The sequence below is a fragment of the Pseudomonas sp. NPDC087185 genome (assembly GCF_044744955.1).
Taxonomy (GTDB): Bacteria; Pseudomonadota; Gammaproteobacteria; order Pseudomonadales; family Pseudomonadaceae; genus Aquipseudomonas.
Window position 1 is genome coordinate 909,307 of the sequence record NZ_JBIUZK010000002.1, and the last position, 18,526, is coordinate 927,832.

The 18,526-nt window shown below is 56.8% G+C and carries 15 protein-coding genes; 5 read left to right on the forward strand and 10 right to left on the reverse strand.

The genetic code is table 11. The features are described from left to right. Window positions 1–43 precede the first annotated feature (43 nt). The 3 genes from ACIPIJ_RS09745 to ACIPIJ_RS09755 all read right to left on the reverse strand — a co-directional run bounded on the left by ACIPIJ_RS09745 (window position 44) and on the right by ACIPIJ_RS09755 (window position 5,299). Window positions 44–262, reverse strand: coding sequence for a hypothetical protein (locus ACIPIJ_RS09745; RefSeq protein WP_401075440.1), 219 nt, complete (start codon window positions 260–262; stop codon window positions 44–46). A 105-nt stretch (window positions 263–367) separates the two neighbouring features. Further along, window positions 368–1,189 (reverse strand): GIY-YIG nuclease family protein, encoded by an 822-nt coding sequence (locus ACIPIJ_RS09750; RefSeq protein WP_401075442.1) that lies wholly within the window; start codon window positions 1,187–1,189, stop codon window positions 368–370. 21 nt (window positions 1,190–1,210) lie between these two features. After that, window positions 1,211–5,299: a P-loop NTPase fold protein gene (locus ACIPIJ_RS09755; RefSeq protein ID WP_401075445.1), complete on the reverse strand. Its 4,089-nt coding sequence runs from the start codon at window positions 5,297–5,299 to the stop codon at window positions 1,211–1,213. A gap of 229 nt (window positions 5,300–5,528) precedes the next feature. On the opposite strand from ACIPIJ_RS09755, the gene ACIPIJ_RS09760 reads away from it, so the two are divergent. Together ACIPIJ_RS09760 and ACIPIJ_RS09765 are read left to right on the forward strand one after the other, a co-directional pair. After that, window positions 5,529–7,187 (forward strand): ATP-dependent nuclease, encoded by a 1,659-nt coding sequence (locus tag ACIPIJ_RS09760; protein ID WP_401075448.1) that lies wholly within the window; start codon window positions 5,529–5,531, stop codon window positions 7,185–7,187. After that, window positions 7,180–8,358 (forward strand): UvrD-helicase domain-containing protein, encoded by a 1,179-nt coding sequence (locus ACIPIJ_RS09765; RefSeq protein WP_401075451.1) that lies wholly within the window; start codon window positions 7,180–7,182, stop codon window positions 8,356–8,358. Before ACIPIJ_RS09760 ends, ACIPIJ_RS09765 begins: the two co-directional genes overlap by 8 nt. A 265-nt stretch (window positions 8,359–8,623) precedes the next feature. Here ACIPIJ_RS09765 and mobH read toward each other — a convergent pair whose 3' ends face one another. Continuing rightward, entirely contained in the window at window positions 8,624–10,342 is a 1,719-nt protein-coding gene (gene mobH, locus ACIPIJ_RS09770) for a MobH family relaxase (protein ID WP_401075453.1), read from the reverse strand. A gap of 222 nt (window positions 10,343–10,564) precedes the next feature. Between mobH and ACIPIJ_RS09775 the strand changes: the two genes are divergently transcribed. Together ACIPIJ_RS09775 and ACIPIJ_RS09780 are read left to right on the forward strand one after the other, a co-directional pair. Beyond that, a complete protein-coding gene (locus tag ACIPIJ_RS09775; protein ID WP_401075456.1) occupies window positions 10,565–10,759 on the forward strand; it encodes a hypothetical protein in 195 nt (64 codons plus the stop codon). Window positions 10,760–10,884: 125 nt separating this feature from the next. Next, window positions 10,885–11,250, forward strand: a complete 366-nt coding sequence (locus tag ACIPIJ_RS09780) for a histone-like nucleoid-structuring protein, MvaT/MvaU family (RefSeq protein ID WP_089230089.1) — start codon at window positions 10,885–10,887, stop codon at window positions 11,248–11,250. Between the two features lie 85 nt (window positions 11,251–11,335). Here the strand turns inward: ACIPIJ_RS09780 and ACIPIJ_RS09785 are convergent, their stop codons facing one another. Beyond that, window positions 11,336–12,274, reverse strand: coding sequence for an ArdC family protein (locus tag ACIPIJ_RS09785; protein WP_401075459.1), 939 nt, complete (start codon window positions 12,272–12,274; stop codon window positions 11,336–11,338). Between the two features lie 706 nt (window positions 12,275–12,980). After that, entirely contained in the window at window positions 12,981–13,346 is a 366-nt protein-coding gene (locus ACIPIJ_RS09790) for a DUF3085 domain-containing protein (protein ID WP_401075462.1), read from the reverse strand. 572 nt (window positions 13,347–13,918) lie between these two features. Here ACIPIJ_RS09790 and ACIPIJ_RS09795 point away from each other — a divergent pair. Next, the gene (locus ACIPIJ_RS09795; protein ID WP_192907280.1) at window positions 13,919–14,149 is read left to right on the forward strand and encodes a hypothetical protein; all 231 of its coding nucleotides are present in this window, start codon (window positions 13,919–13,921) and stop codon (window positions 14,147–14,149) included. Here ACIPIJ_RS09795 and ACIPIJ_RS09800 read toward each other — a convergent pair. From ACIPIJ_RS09800 to ACIPIJ_RS09815, 4 genes are read right to left on the reverse strand one after another with little or no spacing between them, the layout of a single operon-like run. Then, a complete protein-coding gene (locus ACIPIJ_RS09800; protein ID WP_401075465.1) occupies window positions 14,138–15,679 on the reverse strand; it encodes a conjugal transfer protein TraG N-terminal domain-containing protein in 1,542 nt (513 codons plus the stop codon). The genes ACIPIJ_RS09795 and ACIPIJ_RS09800 overlap by 12 nt on opposite strands. A 9-nt stretch (window positions 15,680–15,688) precedes the next feature. Beyond that, complete coding sequence (locus tag ACIPIJ_RS09805) at window positions 15,689–15,994, reverse strand: hypothetical protein (protein WP_401075468.1); 306 nt, start codon at window positions 15,992–15,994, stop codon at window positions 15,689–15,691. Continuing rightward, on the reverse strand, window positions 15,991–17,346 hold the full coding sequence (locus ACIPIJ_RS09810; protein WP_401075470.1) for an integrating conjugative element protein: 1,356 nt from the start codon (window positions 17,344–17,346) through the stop codon (window positions 15,991–15,993). The genes ACIPIJ_RS09805 and ACIPIJ_RS09810 overlap by 4 nt, the downstream gene beginning before the upstream one ends. Continuing rightward, entirely contained in the window at window positions 17,346–18,323 is a 978-nt protein-coding gene (locus tag ACIPIJ_RS09815) for a TIGR03756 family integrating conjugative element protein (RefSeq protein WP_401075472.1), read from the reverse strand. Before ACIPIJ_RS09815 ends, ACIPIJ_RS09810 begins: the two co-directional genes overlap by 1 nt. Window positions 18,324–18,526: the final 203 nt, after the last annotated feature.

Sequence of the window (18,526 nt, forward strand, 5' to 3'; positions counted from 1 at the left end):
AGAGGCGCTCATCATGACGCCTCGGAATCCAACAGAAGGGGCTTCAGGCAGGTCTAACAGCCACGCTGCTGCTCATGCCCTGTACCTTGAGCACGTAGCCGCCACTCTCCTGAGCAACCTTGGCTTGAGGCATGTAGGCGTAGAAATATTCGTACTGATAAACCGCCTGCTTCCACTTCCTGCCACCATAGAGCTCAAACACAGTGTCAGCATTCTTGAAGCCCTTGAATGCGCCGCGCAGTTGCCCTTCGCAGATGACCATGGGTGACACTCCTTGTGGTTGGTCGCCATGAGCCTCTCGCTCATGACTAATGTGCATGCATTGACCGCTGGCAACCCATTCGGGGCGCGTTGCCTGCAGTGCTCCTCAGTTCAGGTTGTAGCCAAATTCTCGGCTCAGCAGAATCTGCTTCCAGTGGCTTTCTCGCGTATCGATCTCTCCTGGCATGGCATGGATATCAGCGATCTCCAGAATTGAGAATCTTAGGTGCCGCTGCCGCCCGGGAAGGGCGTCAATGCCAAACTCTTTTTTCAAGGCAACGTTGCCACCGTGTGCAGTGGCCGCGTATGTGCACCAGCGTCCCCAAATGCCGCTTTCGCCGTCGGCCTTGCCGACATACAGTTTACCGGTTTCACTGTCTGTGATCAGATAGACGCCCTTGACGTTCGACAATGCTGCACGCCAGGTTGGAATGTTTTGGCGTACGACGATATCCAGATGTTCTTTGGTCAAGTTGACCGACTTGAAACCTGGGAAATCACCTATCGTGAGACGCTTGGGAAGCAACTCCGAGACGACAAGGTCATTCTCCAGGGTTTTGCCCAGTGGGTACGAATGGCGTTGTTTGTACGTGCTCTTGAGGTAGAGGCGACCTACCCATTCCTCGGCTGCTTCTATGCGTTCCAGGTCGTAGATGTAGTGACTTCGTGGCTCGGCATGATGGACGCAACCCTTCCTGCGGAACAGTCCCGCAAAGAGCCAGCGAGTAGGGCGTCCCGCCTGGATCAGAGAAACGACGTACTCCTTTTTGAAGTTCTGCTGGGATTGCCACGACTGCCACCTGTCAAAACGGCCTTCCAGGAACACGTCGAGCGGACGTTCCTCGCCGTTGAATCGCGCAAGGTGAACCTTCGCGGTGCTGGGAGTAAAGGCAGGCTCCCATTGTTTGAGCAGGTCAAAAAGCAGCATAGAGTAATGTCCGTCTGAGCTTCATCGCGCTTTGCGATTTTTCCATCGTGTGGCGAGCCCCCTCATGAGGGAGCTTGAACCGAAGATATTCTGGATGATATTGAGGTCGTCCTCGGCCATCCCTGCGGGTTTAACGTCTCTCAACACGGCCTCGGTACCCAGGCTCTTGGCCCAGGCAGCCATGTAACCTTTGGCTGTGTCCGATCCGCCGTTTCGCAGTTCACTTAGTAAGGTCTGAGCGAACGAGAGCCGATCTTCCTGGGTCAGGAAGCGCTTGTTGATCTCCGGGCGGAGGGTGTTGACTGATGTCCAAGTGAGGGGGCTATCTGTCATTTCGAGTAACCCGAGCGCCAGTTGGGGCACCTCATTTGACTCTTTCTCGCTTTGCCCCCCTTCAGCACGAATCACCTGCTGGAACAGCCGGGACCGCTGCTCATCATTGGTGCCATCGTCGAGCAGCAATTTTTTGAGGTTACCGTAAGCTTCTGCGCCAAGTGCCCTGCACCACAATGACAAGGCCAAGTCAGTATCCTGAATTCCCCCACGCTTTCCTTTAAGCAGGACAGCTCTTGTCGCTTCAAGATCTTCAAGGATGGAGAGGTGTGGAGTGATCGCTTTCCATGCTCGCTCCAGTAACCGGACTTCCTCGTTGTTGTTGTAGTCGATCGCATCAGCCAAATCGGAGATCTGTGCAACGGACAAATCCTTTCTGCCTGAGCTGAGGAAATCAACGGCCTCCGCTGGTCTTTGTTGCCACACGATGCATGCTGTTTCGTCCAGTGTTGACGACAGCGACTCTGGTACCACTCCATTGTCCAGCATGCTATTCATGGACGCGAGAGTGTGCTTTCCAGCGAAGCCTGGGTTAGACACAGCTGTTTGCCTTGCCTCCATGAACAATGCTTGAGGCTGATATCCGTTGGGAAGCTGCTCCTGAGTTGGCCATTGTCCTGCTAGGTGGCTGTGAAGGGGGTCGAAGGACTGTTGGTACGACTTGGCAGTGGTAACAAGTTTCTGCAACGCTGGGCCTAGTACCGCTGAACTAGCATGGATAAAGACTTTCGAAAGTCCTGGCATCAGGTGTGCGAGGTAGCTGTCCCACTCGCCGGCCTTGCCCGCTAGAGTCGGAAGAAGCTTGTCGAGGTGTCCTCTGAGATATTGCTGGCCCCACAGTTTCGCCTGGATATGGGTCGCTGCGCCGGTATAGAGAGCCTCGTCTTCACCGTCGAATTCTGAGCGCTGAGTCATCCCTGTCAGGTGATTGGCAAGCTCCTCTTGGTCCTCCTCAATCAAGCTTTCGTAGACCAAGAACAATGCATTCCGGCACTGATTCGGAACGCGCTCAAGTGGTCGCTTTATCCAGCGTTGCGCCACGCTGTGAAGCGCTCGCTCATTGTGAACGACAAAGGTATGAAACACTTCAGTAGCGTCGTTCTCATAGCCCTCGATGGCGCTCAGGAGGACGCAGAGATCGGCGTAGGCTTCATGCTGCTGGTTATCGAAATAGCTGAGGCGTTCAGCACCCAGATCGGCCACAAGGCGGAATGCACGCTTGTAGTCCAGCGGCAAGTCCTGGAAGTCTGAGACCCTTCGTACGAATCGAGAGAGGCACTCCACAATCTGTTCTACATGGCCGTGAGCGAGGTGACGCTCGAAGGCCTGCATAACACATCCGGTTATCTCGGTTGAGTGCATCATGGCAACGGATTTCACCTGTTCCCAAAGTCGGTCACGGCTTTCATCCCCCTCGCTGGCCATGGACTCCCAGACGACGCTGATACGCTGAGCCAGGAGTGACATGTCGAGAGTGTCCAATTCCTCGAAGTCATCGCCAGTATTTTCTTCAAAGTCATGCAGCGCTCGGGTCAGTTGCTCGACGTAGGTGGAGCCGATTTCTGGCAAGAGTGCTTGCTCGTACGTGTCCATCCAGCGTTGTAACTGGATAAAACCAAGCTTGTAGTTGCCCGTAGGTGCGGTGACATTGCGCTCACAGAGCCACGCAAAGAGCTGGTCTTTAGCGTGGACAGGAAGGGTGTGATCTTTCAGAACAGTCAGCACAATGCCTGCAGCCCCAATAGCCATGGCAGCGGCTTCGTCGATGTTGGGCGCTTGGCCTGAGGGCAAGCGCATGGAGATGTTCTTGCCATTAGTGAGCAGTTCTTCGATGAGGACACAGGAGATCTGTTGTTGGTCGATCACGTTGGCCACAGCAACTATTCGGCCAATTTTCTCGACACCTAGGAGTGATCTGAGCTCGCCTGACGTGACGATATCGTTGCTCAGTATGCCCAGCACCAAATCCCGGGTGCGCGGTGGCAGGCGATCAATGATGTCTGCGACAACGCGCATGGCGTTGTATTTGAGCGACTGCTCAGTACGATGAAGCTCACTGAGCATGGTGTGTAGCAACTGCATTTCCTGATCGCTCAAGAAGTCGTTCGCGCGAGGTGAGAGAGCTTCCAAGAAACCTTGAGTATCGCCAGATACCAGGTGGCCGTAGATTCTTGAAGCCTGTCCTCCATAGCGCCTGGTGACTGAGTCTTCAGAAAGCAAGAGAAGGCTCTGGAGAGAGTCCGGCCATGGAACGCCGACGAGGCTTGCAAGGAATTGGCGCAGGTCTCGACAACCCTCAACCAAGATCGTCTTACCATCATCGTCTTCTTTAACGTATTGCTTGAGTATGTGCTGAGCTTCAATCGGTTCGTCTTTGAGCAGTGTCTGCCTGACCATGAGGTTGGTCAGGCGTTGAAGTAGCTGTGGGTCATCCTGAAGGTCACGATAAAACCCTGGAAAGCTCACGCGTGCGGCGCTCAGCGCCCCGAGTGCTATAGGGTGTTTCGTGACTGCACCTTCATGCAACCCACCTGGGCGCTCACTGCCGACAGCATCAAGCTCTCGGGCCTTGGCCAACCACCACGTTTGAGTAAATGCGTTGACGATCTGAAGGGCGTTACGGGGGTCGGTGACGTTGATGTGAATCATCCGATCCACTACCTGTTCCACTGAGGCGCCTTTCTCAGCAACCTCTTTGACCAGCTCGGGGAAACCCTTCAGCTTGGCAAGCGCGAACTGGCGCATGTCATTGCGAGGCGGTGGGGGTATCTCCAAACGGAACTGGAAGATGCGATCTAGGTAGCGCCGTGCGTCGGTGGGGTTGAAGATCGAGCCTGGTTGTTCTGGGTTGCCGCGCCGGCGAGACAGGGCGTCTGCGACCTTACCTTCGTCACAAGAAATGACAAATACGAGCCCCATGTTCTCTGGCAGTTTATCGCTAGGGATCTCCATGAAGGTTCTAACAGCGTCAAGGCCTAAGACCATCTCTTCAGCGGAGAGTCGATCGAGGTCGTCCACGAAAATGACCAAGCGCTCAAAGGGCACCGAGTTACCATTTGTTGGCTTGAATGTACGGAGCTGCTGAAGCAGCAGATCTTCGTACTGCTCTGCGTTGACGCTGGGCAGATGCACTCGCGTTACCGTGTTGAACGGATTGACGGGGACTGGCTTCATCAATTTCATGAGGTAGCCATACAGACCGCTGAACGCAAGAGTGAACATTCCTTGGGCATTGCCGTCACTCAATGGCAAATACAAGAGACCGAGTACGCCCAACGCAACGTAGCCGGCAAATGCGATCAGAAAAGCAGGGAGGGGAGCCGCCCAGCTTGTCAGGTGCTCTCCAATAAGCTGCAAGGTAGTTTTGCGAGTGGTTGTCGTGTGGGTGACGTTTCGATAGAGGTCATCCTGCAGTTTCCCTTCATCGCCGCCCAGTTCAATGAAGACATGGCGAAGGAGCGCCCGCTTGATGTCCTGCTCTTTTCCTCCGAACCGCCAGGCGTTGAAGGTGATGCTTCTGTAGCGTTGGCTTCTAGGTCGACGCCCGCCGGCTACTGACGTGTCATCTGCGAGCGCGCGAGTATAGAGTTCTTTGACCGAGCTCTTGCCGGTACCCCAGCCGCCCAGCAAGCCGATGCTGAAAGGTGGCTTGTGGCCTTCTTCCTCGACTAAGCAGCGCAATGCTTGAGCGTAATGCCGATGGCCAAAGGCGTCTTGGTCTTCGGTTTCAATGTGGCGATCCAGCACGGCAGGCAGAGTGCGGCGGGAATCGAGCATACGATCATCCCTTATCAGTATGGCAAATGGCTATTGTCAGGTGAGCATACTGGTCGCTGCTGTTTGAGGCCAGTGGGCGCGGCGAGATGTGCGAAATCGTGAGCGCCCGGGATGGTGACATGTCGCAAGAAATCATGGGGTAGCCGATAGACAGTGTGCAGAGGGGGTTGTACTGTCTGTGCGAAAGTGGCGCTAGGCCACTACTTGCCGGCTTCTAGAGGGAATTAGAGTGCGTGTTAAATCGATCAAGCTAACAAATTTCAAAAAATTCAAAGATGACCACCTTGAGTTCAACGACGATGTGAACATCTTTGTCGGCGATAACAATGCCGGTAAGAGCACCATTCTGGAAGCTTTGGAAATCGTTCTTAACTACAACTACCGGGGTCGTCCCTTTGGCACCGAGTTCACGCCAGACATTTTTAATAAGGACGCTGTCCAGCAGTTCCTGGATTCCGACAAATCGGCCAACTACCTGCCTAGGTTGGTGATCGAGGCGTTCATCGACGGCGTGCCTGATTATCGCGGCGCGAACAATTTCTTGAAGGTGGATGCCCAGGGCGTCACGGTGCAAGCGTGCTTCGATGCCTCACTTGATGACGTCTATGCCGACTACCTGAAGACGAAACCCAACATCACTAGCATTCCGATCGAGTTCTACAAGCTGGAGTGGCTGGATTTCGGATGGAATCCCATCAAAGCCGTGGCCAAGAAATTCAGGGCGTTGTACATCGATCCGACCCGTATCCACCCGACCTTGGGCAAAAATCAATACATTTCGACCATTCTGAACACAGCTTTGGATAAGGAAGAACTGGTCAAACTGACGCTCAACTATCGTGAAAATCAGCAGGTGTTTAACGATTCGGGTGAGGTCAAAGCGGTCAATGCGGGCTTGGATGCAGATCACCTAATCACTGACAAGAAGCTCTCCATTGCAGCGAGTACCTTGCCAGCTGGGTCTATTCAGACCGGGCTTCAGCTTGAGGTGGATGACGTGCCATTCCAGTTCATCGGGAAGGGTGAGCAGAGCAATGTGCAGATCAAACTCGCCATTCAAAACAAGTCGAAGGATATCGATCTGGTAATGATGGAGGAGCCGGAAAACCACCTCTCGCACACCAATCTCAACAAACTGGTGCACTACATCGAGAAGCAGCGTGGCACCAAGCAGCTGTTCCTTACGACTCACAGTTCGTACGTTCTTAACAAGCTGAGCATCGACAAAATCTGTCTTGTGCAATCAGGCTACCAGCGTCTACACAAGCTGGATCCCGATGTCGTCAAGACCCTCAAGCGGTTGCCTGGCTATGACTCTTTGCGCGTGGCGTTGTCACGGAAGGTGATTCTGGTAGAAGGGCCGTCCGATGAGTTGGTGCTCAAGAAAATTTACTACCGCAAGCATGACCGTCTACCGGAGCAGGATGGCATAGATATCATCGTGGTTCGCGGAGTCGGGTTCGATACCTTTATCTCTGTTGGTAAGGAGATTGGTACCCGAATCAACGTCCTCAGGGACAATGACGGTGACTATCAGAGCAACGTTGTGAAGGCCCGAGACGATTATGCGGCCTTTGCAAACATCAAGCTCATCTCCTCAGCCAAAGACGAGGAATTCTCGCTTGAGCCCGCAATGATTTACGCCAACGCGACTGACCTGAAAACGCTGAACGCCTTCGCGAAGGAAGTGCTATCCACGCAAACCTTCAATCTCTACAAGGAGGAAGCCGGATTGGATAAACGTCGCGAATTTCTGATCAATTGGTTCAAAAGCGTCAAGGGCAATGGCAAGGGGGCGCGCAAGGTCGATTCGGCAATCAAGCTTTTCGATGGGAGCCTGGATTTCAAGTATCCGGCATTTCTGGATGAGGTGTTCGACTTTGGCTAATGAATTTTGGATCGCTGGAGCCGGGTCAGGCAAAACCCACAAAATCATTGAAGATGCTATCGAAGTCATCAAGGCGGGTGGACGCGTGTTGGTCGTTACCTACACGATGAGCAACCAAGCCGAGTTGCGTTCTCGCTTCGTCGAGGTGTACGGCAGAAGCTGTGACGATTTTGTCGTCAAAGGTCTGTTCTCTTTCTACTTGGAAGACATGGTGAGACCGTACCAACACTTTGTGTTCCCTCAGCGTATCACTACGACAATGTTTACGGAGCAGAACCCTCACCTGATCCCGGGTACGAAGACTTGGTTTCCCAATAGAGGGGAGAAGACCGAGGACGGCTTGAACCCGCTCCATTATCTGACCTCTTGTAAGACAAAAGCCTATACCGGCTTGCTCGCGAAATTGGCGACGAGGGTCTCGGCTGCGTCTAAGAATGCTCCTGCTAAGCGGCTGAAGGAAATTTATCAGCGGGTCTTTTTCGATGAGGTTCAGGATCTGGTGGGCTGGGATTACGACGTCATCAAGGCGCTGAGTAAGGTCATGCCTGACTCGATTTGCTGTGTCGGTGATTTTCGTCAAACCATTTACACGACTACGTTCGGCCACAAGGCGCCGGAAACGCCGCTGCAGAAGATCCAATACTTCCAGCGCTTGAAGTTTGAACAGCGCTCGCTGCCGAAGAACCGTCGATGCATCCAGGACATCTGTGATCTGTCCGACACGATTCACCCTGGTCTTTATGACAAGACTCTGTCAGAAGTAGAGCACGTTCCTGATGAAGTGGCCCACCACTACGGCGCCTTCGTCATCAAACGCTCACAGGTGAGCGAGTATCTCGCTGCGTTCAAGCCTCAGGTCTTGCGATGGTCGTCGTCTATGGGCAAAAGCTATTTGCCGCCTAGCCTGGCCTGTCACACCTTCGGCTCCAGCAAAGGTCTTGGGTTTGATCGCGTTCTGATTATCTCTCCGGACAAACATCTCAAGTATTTAGGCGGTGACCTTCAGGTTTTCGATAAGGACAAAACGGAGGAGTCCAGGAACAAGCTGTACGTGGCTATCACCCGCGCGAGGTACAGTCTTGCATTCGTGGTCGAAGATGAGCACCTTGAAAATATTCAGTTGCCGCTTTGGAATGGTATGGGGCAAGCCGTTGCTGAGCTGGTGTTTTAGTCATGGACGAAGACGGGCCTCCCTTTGATGGCGGCTCGACTGTGGCTTCATTGCATCCGGGAGTGAAGATCGCGGTCTCGAACGCACGGTGCCCCTCGCAGGCCCAGAGTGCAGAAAGGTTCCCATAGCCCTGCCATAATCCGCGAGACTTAGCAATGCTATTATCGATAACCGAGCGATCATGGGCATCGGAAGCTCAATGGCGTGAATTATCGCGGTTAGGGTAAATACGAGCGCAACCAGCTTCCATCGCCGGGTCGCGTAACTACCCAGATATTTGCAATGAAAGGAATGGGTTTGCAGTTGGAGTGACATCGGCAATGCTTGCCGCTTCGAGAATAAGGTAGCCATTTAGGAGGCTTGTTTTGCGAGGGCCTCTTACCGTGCAGGTCCATATGTTCTGTCCGTTAGCTCGTTTCTGATGAATACCCAGCCTCTCAAAGTGACGTTGAATGTGGCGCCAAGGTGCAATCTCATCGTCCGTTTTCGCCTGCTCCGGATGCTCCGCGGCGTAGCGTTGGAAAATGCCCGGAGTGACCAGGAAAAAGGTACCCTCCACGGTGTGGACTTTGGCCTTGCTGTCGTTAATCACCAATCGATGACTGCGCAGACCGTCGCGCAGCCACTCTAGAAAGGCCACTCCGATGGTATCCTCGGGCTGTGCAGTTGCAGGCTGCTCGCTTCTAGTGCTTGAGTTGGTCTCAGGCTGACGCGGCTCCTCCAACATATTCATCAGATCGTCGAGGTAATCGAAATCCTGACTCAGGGGAGCGGCGGCCGGCCGCGTCTTTTCCGCGGCATTTTGCGGCCCAGCTGTACTCGATTCGCTGGTTTCATTAGTTGGCAGGGGGGCGACCGTCATCGGTTCAATCGTGCCGCTAAAGTAGTCTGGTCGGAGCTCATCGGCCCAGATCAGACTCGGCTGCAGGCGAAGGAAGGTGAAGCGATGCTGCCAGTCACCGTCCGAGACAGTGGCGTTCCAAACCGCTTTGCTTTCCGGTGTCGCTTCCACCAATCCATGTGACTGCAGCTCATCGAACAAGGCGATGTTGGAGGTGGGGATACCGTCCACAGCCTGGGCCAGTAGATGTGCGCGCAGTTTGTCGGTCGTGGTCTTGCTGACCAGCCATAGGTGGTCTTCGGTGAGCCATCCGGCCGCGCCGGGCTGGTTGAGCTTGAACTCGTTCTTCACCAGATGGCGCAGTCCCATTAGCAAGTGGTGCTGCAGGGAGTGCTTGGGCGCCTGCAAAGCCTTCGCAGGATTGCCACCGATGTTTTGCGCGGTGGAGACACGGTCAGCCTGCAGCACCAATTCCCCGAGTGTCCCAGCGTGCTCGTAGTGGTCGGCGAGCAGGAACAGCAATTGGCTCCACAATTCGGGGTAATCGCTGAGCCAGTCGAGCAGGGCGGGAGACAGGATCTGCGTATAGAGCAACCCCGCCGCGGCACCGTGCAGCTTGTAATCGCGGCCTGGGTGGTAGCGGAAACGGTAGGGCTGGCTCAGCGGTCCGTGCCAGGGGTGCCAGCGTTCGGCATTCTGACACTCGACCTGCAGGTCGACGGCGATTTTGCCGATATCATGGAGCAGAGCACCATAGGCAATCGCGGCGCTCCAGGCATCGGCTTGTGCCGCCTGGTCTTCTGGCGCCGCGCCGCTGGGGAGGAGGTAGGATTGGCGTAGCTTCAAGCTGCACGCCACCAGTTCCAACCCGTGATCGAGCATGCCCCCGGGATAGGCGTGATGATGGCTTTCGCTCGCCGGGAGTTGCTGTACAAAGCTGGCGTAGCGGCGGATGGGCTCGAGGTAGAGCCGATTAAACTGCGCTTCGGAGAGGGCCGTGTACTGCCAGATGCGTTCGAGCAGCTTTCTCCGGTGATCGGCGGCGAGTAGAGATTCGGCCGACTGGGGAAGCAGGAAGCCCTGGGCGATGGGCGTGGGCTCTGCCGCCTCACCTTTTCGAAATTTCAACCACCAGCATTTCATCGCATGACCTGTTGTTCGTTCGGGAGGTCCTTTTGCCTTTTCGGATAGAGCTCTTTCCCTTGCGCCCCCTTCCATTGCCGCCGTTACCCTTTACCGCCTTGACCCTTTTCACGCGTGTGATAATTCGCAGCCAGGTCCATCGGGATCGGCGGCCGCTCGGAATAGCGGTCCCTTTGTTCAGGGCGTAGACTGCCCGGCATGATTGCTAGAGCAGGGGCGCGGATGACGTTGAGTGATGCGGCATTGATCGTGTTACTGGCCGATCGAATTCATGGCACGGATGCGGCCATCCGAGCTGCGGCCAAGCGCTGTGCGAAAAAGCTGCCGCGCAGCCAGCGCGATATCGTGTTCAAGATTGGAAATAGCGCAAATCCGCGGCAACTTGTGGCGCACCTGTGTCACCACTTGTCTGATTGAGCGATCAAGCGAGGTCGTTTTAACCGACACCTTGCAAGAGCGCGTGCGCTTTAAGTAAACCCTCGGCTAAAGTCGCAGTCTCAGTTATTATCTCAGTACTTGTCCCACGCCTAGGAAGATTATTCATGTCCAAACTTGCCGAGTTCAAAGCACTGGAAGCGCAACTGGCCGCACAGCTGCAACAGCTGGATGCCATGAAAAACGACTCCGGTTTGAAGCAGGAAATCGAGTTTGAACAGAAACTCAAAGCGTTGCTGGAACAGTACGGCATGGGCCTGCGCCAAGTGATCAGCATTCTGGACCCGGCCAAGGGCTTGAGCGTACCGACCGCGAGGGCGTCCAGCAGCAGCCAGCGCAAGCCGCGCGAGGTGAAACGCTACAAGCATCCACAGAGCGGTGAGGTTGTGGAAACCAAGGGCGGCAACCACAAGATCCTCAAACAGTGGAAGCAGGAACACGGCTCGGACACCGTTGAGAGCTGGGTACAGTAATCACTGACTTACTGAAAGCGGTAAAAGTCGCGCTGCAGACAAAGTAAAGGCCCCGGATAGGGGCCTTTTTGCTGGGTGTGTGCAATCACGCGGTGAGACGAGCTGGCGTATCCGTGGCTTGATCAGACTGCAAGGCCAACAGGTACTCAGAGGCTTCCCGGGCCTGACCACTGGCGCGGAAAATGGCTCGCTTGTCCTCCTTGAGGATCTTCAGCCAGCACGCTAGGTACTCCTCGTGACGCAACTCACCCGTGGTACCGGTGAGTGCGCAGAGAAACGCGGCGCCCATTTCTGCGACCAGCTCCTCGAAGGCATACGCCGTAGAGCCGAATGCATGTCCGCCGGTGATACCTTCACGGTTCAGACGAGTACGGTGGCCCGACCAGTGCGTCAGCTCATGCAGCGCCGTTGCGTAGTAGCTGCCGACGTCTTCGAACTGCGCCTTCGTCGGCAGTTGGATCAGATCACGAATCGGCTGATAAAACGCGTCATCGCTGTAGCGATGCTCAATGCGCGCCCCGCTGGCGACCAGCAGATGCTCGGCCGGTTCATGATCGATGAAGGTTGCGGGCTCGGCGTGCTCAGCGGAGGCTGGCTCCTCGCCTGGTAAGCCTTCGGTCTGTTCGATGTTGAACAGGCAGTGCGTCCGCAGCAGCGCAAACTGCACCATCTTGATATTGCCCTGTTCATCACGAACGACTTGGCCGTCCTCGTCGTGCGCTTCCTTGCTCATCGGTTTGTACAGCACCGCGAGGGTGGATTGCTCGCCCTTGCGCACATGGCCTCCGGCTTTGCGCGCCTGGTTGTAGGTCAGCCAGCGATCTTGGGTGAAGCCTCGCAGTCGCGCCTCCGCCCACAGTAGCGGAATGTTGATGCCAGCGTAGGGACGCCGAGTGATGGCGTTGATGGGAAAAGGGCCGTCAGCGCTTGAACCTGTGATGGTCCAGGGCTTGATCCAGGGGATCACGCCTTGGCTCAGGGCGTTGACGATCTTATTGGTGACGTCCAGATAGATGTCGGACATGACGTTCTCCGATTGTGAAGGGGAACGCCACCCCATCCGGGATGGTGTCCCGAGTGGGGTAAGGGCAGAGGAGGTGCTGGTCGTGTCAGAGGACTGTGAGATCCACCGATTGCTCAGCTGGCAAGCGGATGTGCAGGAAGGAAGGGGCGCTACGTGGCGTGATGTGGGCCAACTGCAACAGCGAAAGTTGTTCGGCCGCAGATGGCGCGACGTCCTGTGGCAACTGAATGTGCAGATCAGTGGGGCAGGGTGACGAATGAGTAGCAGCCGCCAGAGCACTAGTGAGCAGGATGGCCAGACGTTGTGCTACCTGATCTGCGGAGACGTTTCCTGGGCCAGGCTTCATGAGTTGCTGCCATACGCCAGGGCTGAGCACGATGGCCGTGGAGAGGCTGCAGTGGCTTGACATGAGTACCTCCGGAGTAGATCGCGCGAGCACCTCAGTCGAAGTGTGGCGGGGCTTAGTCGCTGTAAATATTGCAGCGAGCAGGGAGTGCCTAAGCAGTAAAAAACCTGTGTTGAGCGGTGGTCAATGGCCACTCAGGAACATCGCGAATACTCATATCCAGAGCGTTCCAAGGAAGGCTAGGCGCTTTAGCTTTCTGATAAATGGCGACCTCGGATAGAACAGAAGGCAGCCGGAAAGGCGCTTCCAGAGGTCCCGACAGCGAGCCCTCTGGAAGCACCTGTGACTTAGGTCAGGTGGTCAAAATTTTCCCGTCGGCTCGACCTCGGCGGCCAAGTACAGGTGAGTGGAAGTGGCTTCAACCACCAAAGATCCTGCTGTCCCGCGAAGACTGGCCAGGACAGGATTATCGATGTCGAAGTACTCAGCGAAATCGTCACCGCCGAATTCGTCTTTAGCGCGATTCCACCAGGTATCGAAGTCGTCGACCTCGGGGTTGCAGCCAATGGCATACGCCACTCGCTTGCGGCCGCTTCCATCGGTTTTGTTCTCGCCGATCTCGGCCATCAGGTAAACGCCGTGATCCTTGACCAGCATCACTTTGCAGCCATTGATACCGGCCTCGGCCAACACCGCGTGAAGTTCAGAGCCTGTGAAGCGCAGCATGATGAAATCCTCCAAGAGGTGCGGAGGAATGCCACCCGTGCGGGAGAATTCCCAGCACTGGAATGGTTTGAGTGGGCGCATCGAAGATGCAGGCTTTGGGAGCCCGGGGATTTAGAGGGCGTTCATCACCGCGGGAGCGGTGACCATGCGAGCTACCGAACGCTAATCGCACTTGGGACAACCATCACATGTGTGACGTAGCCTCGAAGGTCATGGCTACCTGGGATGCTGGATAACCAGCGATTGCACTTATTCAATATCAGGCAGGTTGGTTGTGGTCAATGGTGGGGCAGATGCAGATTCAGTCGTCGTGTCCGCATTGTTCCATGGCGGTGTTTCAGTCCGCTGCTGAACGATGAGCGGCGCTGTTCGTGGGGCGGAAAGGAGTAGACTTGAATCTTGGATCCAACGGGCTATCTGCCTGTGGGAGGTACAAGATGCGTAGCCAAGTCCGTCCTCATTCATTTTCGGGCCGTATGGGTTCGAGCCTTGGAGCAGCCTGGCGAAATTTGGCCTCCAAGTTAGTTAGCTCTCAGAGCCCGGCCCAAGCTCCATGTAGAAAGTTTTTGGTTATGGCAGCCAGCAAGTTACTTTGTGTGTTTGGTCTTGTTGCTGTCGCTCTTTCTTTTATTTTGCTGATCGTCACCAGTCTGGCATTTGCTCTAGTTCGAAGCTGGTGGGAGAGCGCCGAACCTGTGGCGAGTCGAGAAGAATCAGTCCCAGACTCTCTGGGTGCTGACCTCTATATTGGCGATTATGATAGCAACGGCCATTACATAGGTGACTTTAAGTCACCTGATTGATTTCTTGCCGGCACTCGTCAATTGCGCTGTGCCTTTGCTTGCAGCGTCGGTTGCATTCTTGCCGCCACTTGCCAGCATGCTCTGGATCCCGTTACCCACGGCATAACCTGTCCAGCTCATGGTGCCCACGAACAACGCTGGCAAGACAATGAACATTGCGCCCATGACGTACTCGATCACCTGTGCGGTAACCGTCCCGTCCATGAATCCGGCCGTCGGCAACGACAACAGTGCCTGGTCTGTGACCGACACTTGGTTGTATAGCGTTTCCAGCATGCTCGAATCGATCCAGCGCGCAAGCTCCCACCAGAACGTCAGCATGTGCAGGGTGAACAGCGCGAACGTGATGGTCATGAGCGCCTTCAACTGGTAGGTGCTGATCAGCAGCACCAGGGGCAAGCTGATGATGGTGCCCATGATCAGGAAGGCCTGAACCATGGGTAGGGCTGCACGCAAGGCATTCATCGCTGGGAAGTTGCTGAAAGAACCCAGGGCCAGGCCGGTGTTGGTGGCCAGGTTGTTGAGCCCTTGCGTCAGTGATCCACCACGGGCACTGCTGCCGTAGTCCTGGAACACTTCCCCGGGTGCCATGCTCAATGACTGTTGCCGCGGGCTCACCAGCTCTCGCAAGGTAGCGTCTTCGATCTCGGTGGTGGTGCGCTTAGTCAGCCAGCCCCGCAACTGCGACATCAGCGATGGATCGACCTGGGCCACCAAGCGATCGCGTAATCCGATGGTGCCATCGCTCCACCACTGCTTGCAGGTGGGATAACCAGCACCGTTGTCGAGCTGGGGCAGAGAGGTATCTCTCGTCTCGTCGTATGGCCAATCGACCCTGGGCATTCGCGAGCGATCGGTGTCGTAGTAGCCCGGTGTGTTGAGTAGGTAGGTCGAGCCAATCCAGGACGCGTCGTAGCTCTGGGATTCGTCCAAATCGGGCCGATTGGTGAACAGCCGTGAGCGCGAAAAGCCGTAGCAGTCTCGGGTGAAGTCGGCGACTTCCTGCAGCAGTACCTGGTCGTTGATCCGCGAGCTGTCGATCTCCATGCGCATCGCACGGATGTCGGGTGCGCAGGGGATCGACGCGGTCGCGGCGGCGGTGATGCCCTTGCTCATGGCATGCACCAGGAACCACCACACCGGCACGTTCGCTGACTTCTCGCCGATGGTGGTGAAAGTCGTGCCCCAAGCCGTGTCCGCTGGTTTGGCCATGGACACCCCACAGCGCTGGCTCGCCGCATCGTCAAAGCTCTCGGAGGACAGGTTGAGCGGAAAGAACGGCATGCAGCCAAACAGTATGACCACGTAGCTCATCCACAGCCGGTTCTCGACGCGAGGGATCGACAACAGCCCCTTGTTGCCCTCGTCGGCACCCTGTTGGCGGGCCGACAACCATTCCTGCAGGATGATTGCACCGAACGGAGCGGCGAACAGCCCGGTGTCCGCCAATGTGTTCCAGATGCCGTTGTTGATGATCCAGGCCAGCAGCGACAGGTAGTACTCGAGGTAGCTGTTGGTGCTCATGTTCATGGTTGCACCTCACACGCGAGACAGTTCGACCAGGATGATCGAGCTGAAGCCGATTAAGCCCAGGCGCTTCAGCCGTTGCTGATCTGCGGGCGAAGTTCGTCTGCGCAACGCTGCGGCCCAACCGGCGAACATCAGGGTGTACAAGAGCGCACGCCAGCACGAGAAGTAAGGCGCTGTCGCTCGCGTTGGTTCGAGCCAATTCAGCTGGGTCACGGACAGGTGCAGCGCCATCCAAGCCATCAACAAAATGCCCAGCATGGCACCGAGGATCAGCAGCACACGCGCGAGCGTAGACTTCACCGAAAACGCGATCATGGTGTGCTCCTCTCCTGTTCGGCCCGGCGCAGTCGGTCCGGCTCCGGATCGCGTTGATCGATGCTACGCGAGGCGTCGGCGCCGCCAGCGTGACGATCGAGGACCAGGCTGGCGGTGTTGGTGGCCAGCGACTGGCGTACCTGTAGCTCGGTTTGCAGCAGGCGGATCTCGCGCTCCAGCGTTTCCACGTTGCCGTTAAGGGCGTTGGTGGCGGGCTGCGCCGAAGCCACGTTGGGCTCGTGGCTGCCGGCAAACAGCGTGCGCTGCAGCAGCATCGCTTTGTAGATCACGCTGGACAGCGCGGTCTCGCTGGCCAGGCGTCGGGCTAGCAAGTTCTGGTCGGGGTCGTCGCGTAGCCCCTCAATGACACCACGGGAGACCTGCAGCAACGGGCTGGAGACCTTGCCCAGGTTCTCCGGTGTTGGCTGCTCGGCGCCTGAAACCATGCGTTGCAAGCCTTCCAGGTTTTCCGTGTAGGTTTCCTGGATCAGCGGCGACAGGCCGGTACCGGCGGTTACCCGCAGCGTCTCGCAGTCGTCGCAGGTCTGAACCTCGGTTTCCCCGAGCACACGCGTCGCCCACTCGGAGGCCTCCTCGGGACTCGACCAGGCTTGGCAGATGGCGCCATTCTGGCAACCCGAACCAAGGGCCGAGGTGTCCTCGACCGCCCGATTGTGCAGCAGGTTGTAGCCGGCTTTGACCACGTCCGACGTCACCCGAATGGGTTGCTGGCCGTTGCCACCGGCTTTCTGCCCGCCGACCCAACTGACGCCGTTGTTGCCGTTGTTCGCTTCGGTGTCCTTCACCGCCGTCACAGCGTCACCGGCGGACTGCTCGAGGTTGTGCTGCATCTCCTGGTTCTGCGCCAGCGCCCCCCAACCGGCTTGGTCGACTTTGTCGGCCATCTTCGCCGCCATTGCCTGACAGGTGAGCTTGGAGCGGTCGAAGTCGATCCGTCCCTGCAGCACTCCATTGCTGAGCAGCTCATACAGCCCGGGATTGGCGCGTTGGATGATCATCGCCGGCAGCGACATCACCGCCTGCGTGGCGTTCTGAATGACGTTGCCCATGATCTGTTGGAACCCCTGGGTGGCGCCATTGAGCTGGTTCTGCAGGGTGTTTGAGAGGTTCATGTTTCCGCACATCATGTTGGCGCGCCAAGACATGCCCACGCCGAGGCCATTGGGTCGGTAGAGCGAGGAGGGCGCTCCTGCCGCTGAACCGCCGCCGATGGTGTACATCACCCGGTCGTCCAGCACCGGAGCCTGGTCACCAAGGTGGTAGCCGTTTTCGGCGGCGTGGCCCACGGCATAGACGAGGAAGCACAGCAGACCGAGCGAGAGGGTCTTCATCATTGGCCTCCGTCAAAATCGATGCTGAACAGGAAGGTCTGGCCCATGCGCTGGCAGCAGCGATAGGGCCGCCACAGCGACCAGGCATAGGCGCCGTCGGCGCTCTGGATCGTAGGGCTGGGGAAGATGGCGCAGGTGCTTTGGATCACCGGCGTGAGCAATTGCCAGCGGTGGTTGTTGACGTTGTTCTCAATCACCGGCTGCGGCGGCCAGTAGCCGGGAGCGGGCATTGGCTGCAACTGCACGTAGACATGCGGCTGGCCAGCGCGGGTGATGAAATCACTGGCGCGCTGGGCCATTACGGCAGCCGCCTTGAAATCATCGGGCTGCACCAGAAAACCGTGGCGTGGGTAGACGCTACCCCACATGTCGCCGAGTGCCTGGTTACCAATCTCGCGCATGCCCGGAACCAGTGCTTGCGGGTACACAGATTCGGGAATGGCCTGGCGCCACGCCAGCGGGTCGAGGGTACTGAGGTAGTAGGGCGCAAACGGCACGGCACCGCTTGGGCACGCATAGCCGAACGTGTGCGCCAAGGCCGTCAGGGCAGCCCCGCCGGGGTGCCCGATGCCGTCGACATTCTTGAACCGAGGCAGGTTATCGCGCTGCAGCGAAGGCGTGATCAGGTTGCCCCCCCCTTGTGACGCTGGCGTAGGTGTCGACAGTGCGGACATCTCGCTCCAGGGGTTGGCGCCGGTGTCGGCATAACTCGACACCACCAGCTCGGGAATGAAATGCCGGATCTTCGGCGAGGTTCGCACCGTGCAGCCGAACGGCGTGCACAGCAGCCAGTAGCAGATCCCGACGACCCGGTACTCCAGGCACTGGAGTGAAGTGACGGAGGCGATGATGGTCGGGGTGGTCAGTGCCAGGCACTGCTCGGTGGCGATGAGCAGAACCGCCGCAGTGAGCGCACGACTTCGGCCAGCCTTCTTGGGCATCGGTGATCTGCAGCGGGTAGAGACGGTCACGTTCATGGGCAACGCTCAGCTGGTGGCGGCCGTGTGCATCCATGCGCCAAGTTTCAGCATCCCGGATCCGGCGCTGGAGGAGGGGAGACAAACTGAGTCCGGGTAGATCGGTTTCGTCTGGCGGCTGATTGAGGTGAGTGGGTCAGGCAAATAAGCGAAAGAGTACAAATGTGCTCCTGTCGATTTTTTGCTGAACTAAGGGGTTGCGA

Coding starts and splice junctions, on each gene's coding strand:
- ACIPIJ_RS09745 (WP_401075440.1), bottom strand. CDS start 262: ATGGTCATCTGCGAAGGGCAACTGCGCGGCGCATTCAAGGGCTTCAAG.
- ACIPIJ_RS09750 (WP_401075442.1), bottom strand. CDS start 1,189: ATGCTGCTTTTTGACCTGCTCAAACAATGGGAGCCTGCCTTTACTCCC.
- ACIPIJ_RS09755 (WP_401075445.1), bottom strand. CDS start 5,299: ATGCTCGATTCCCGCCGCACTCTGCCTGCCGTGCTGGATCGCCACATT.
- mobH (WP_401075453.1), bottom strand. CDS start 10,342: ATGAAATGCTGGTGGTTGAAATTTCGAAAAGGTGAGGCGGCAGAGCCC.
- ACIPIJ_RS09775 (WP_401075456.1), top strand. CDS start 10,565: ATGACGTTGAGTGATGCGGCATTGATCGTGTTACTGGCCGATCGAATT.
- ACIPIJ_RS09780 (WP_089230089.1), top strand. CDS start 10,885: ATGTCCAAACTTGCCGAGTTCAAAGCACTGGAAGCGCAACTGGCCGCA.
- ACIPIJ_RS09785 (WP_401075459.1), bottom strand. CDS start 12,274: ATGTCCGACATCTATCTGGACGTCACCAATAAGATCGTCAACGCCCTG.
- ACIPIJ_RS09790 (WP_401075462.1), bottom strand. CDS start 13,346: ATGCTGCGCTTCACAGGCTCTGAACTTCACGCGGTGTTGGCCGAGGCC.
- ACIPIJ_RS09795 (WP_192907280.1), top strand. CDS start 13,919: ATGGCAGCCAGCAAGTTACTTTGTGTGTTTGGTCTTGTTGCTGTCGCT.
- ACIPIJ_RS09800 (WP_401075465.1), bottom strand. CDS start 15,679: ATGAACATGAGCACCAACAGCTACCTCGAGTACTACCTGTCGCTGCTG.
- ACIPIJ_RS09805 (WP_401075468.1), bottom strand. CDS start 15,994: ATGATCGCGTTTTCGGTGAAGTCTACGCTCGCGCGTGTGCTGCTGATC.
- ACIPIJ_RS09810 (WP_401075470.1), bottom strand. CDS start 17,346: ATGAAGACCCTCTCGCTCGGTCTGCTGTGCTTCCTCGTCTATGCCGTG.
- ACIPIJ_RS09815 (WP_401075472.1), bottom strand. CDS start 18,323: ATGAACGTGACCGTCTCTACCCGCTGCAGATCACCGATGCCCAAGAAG.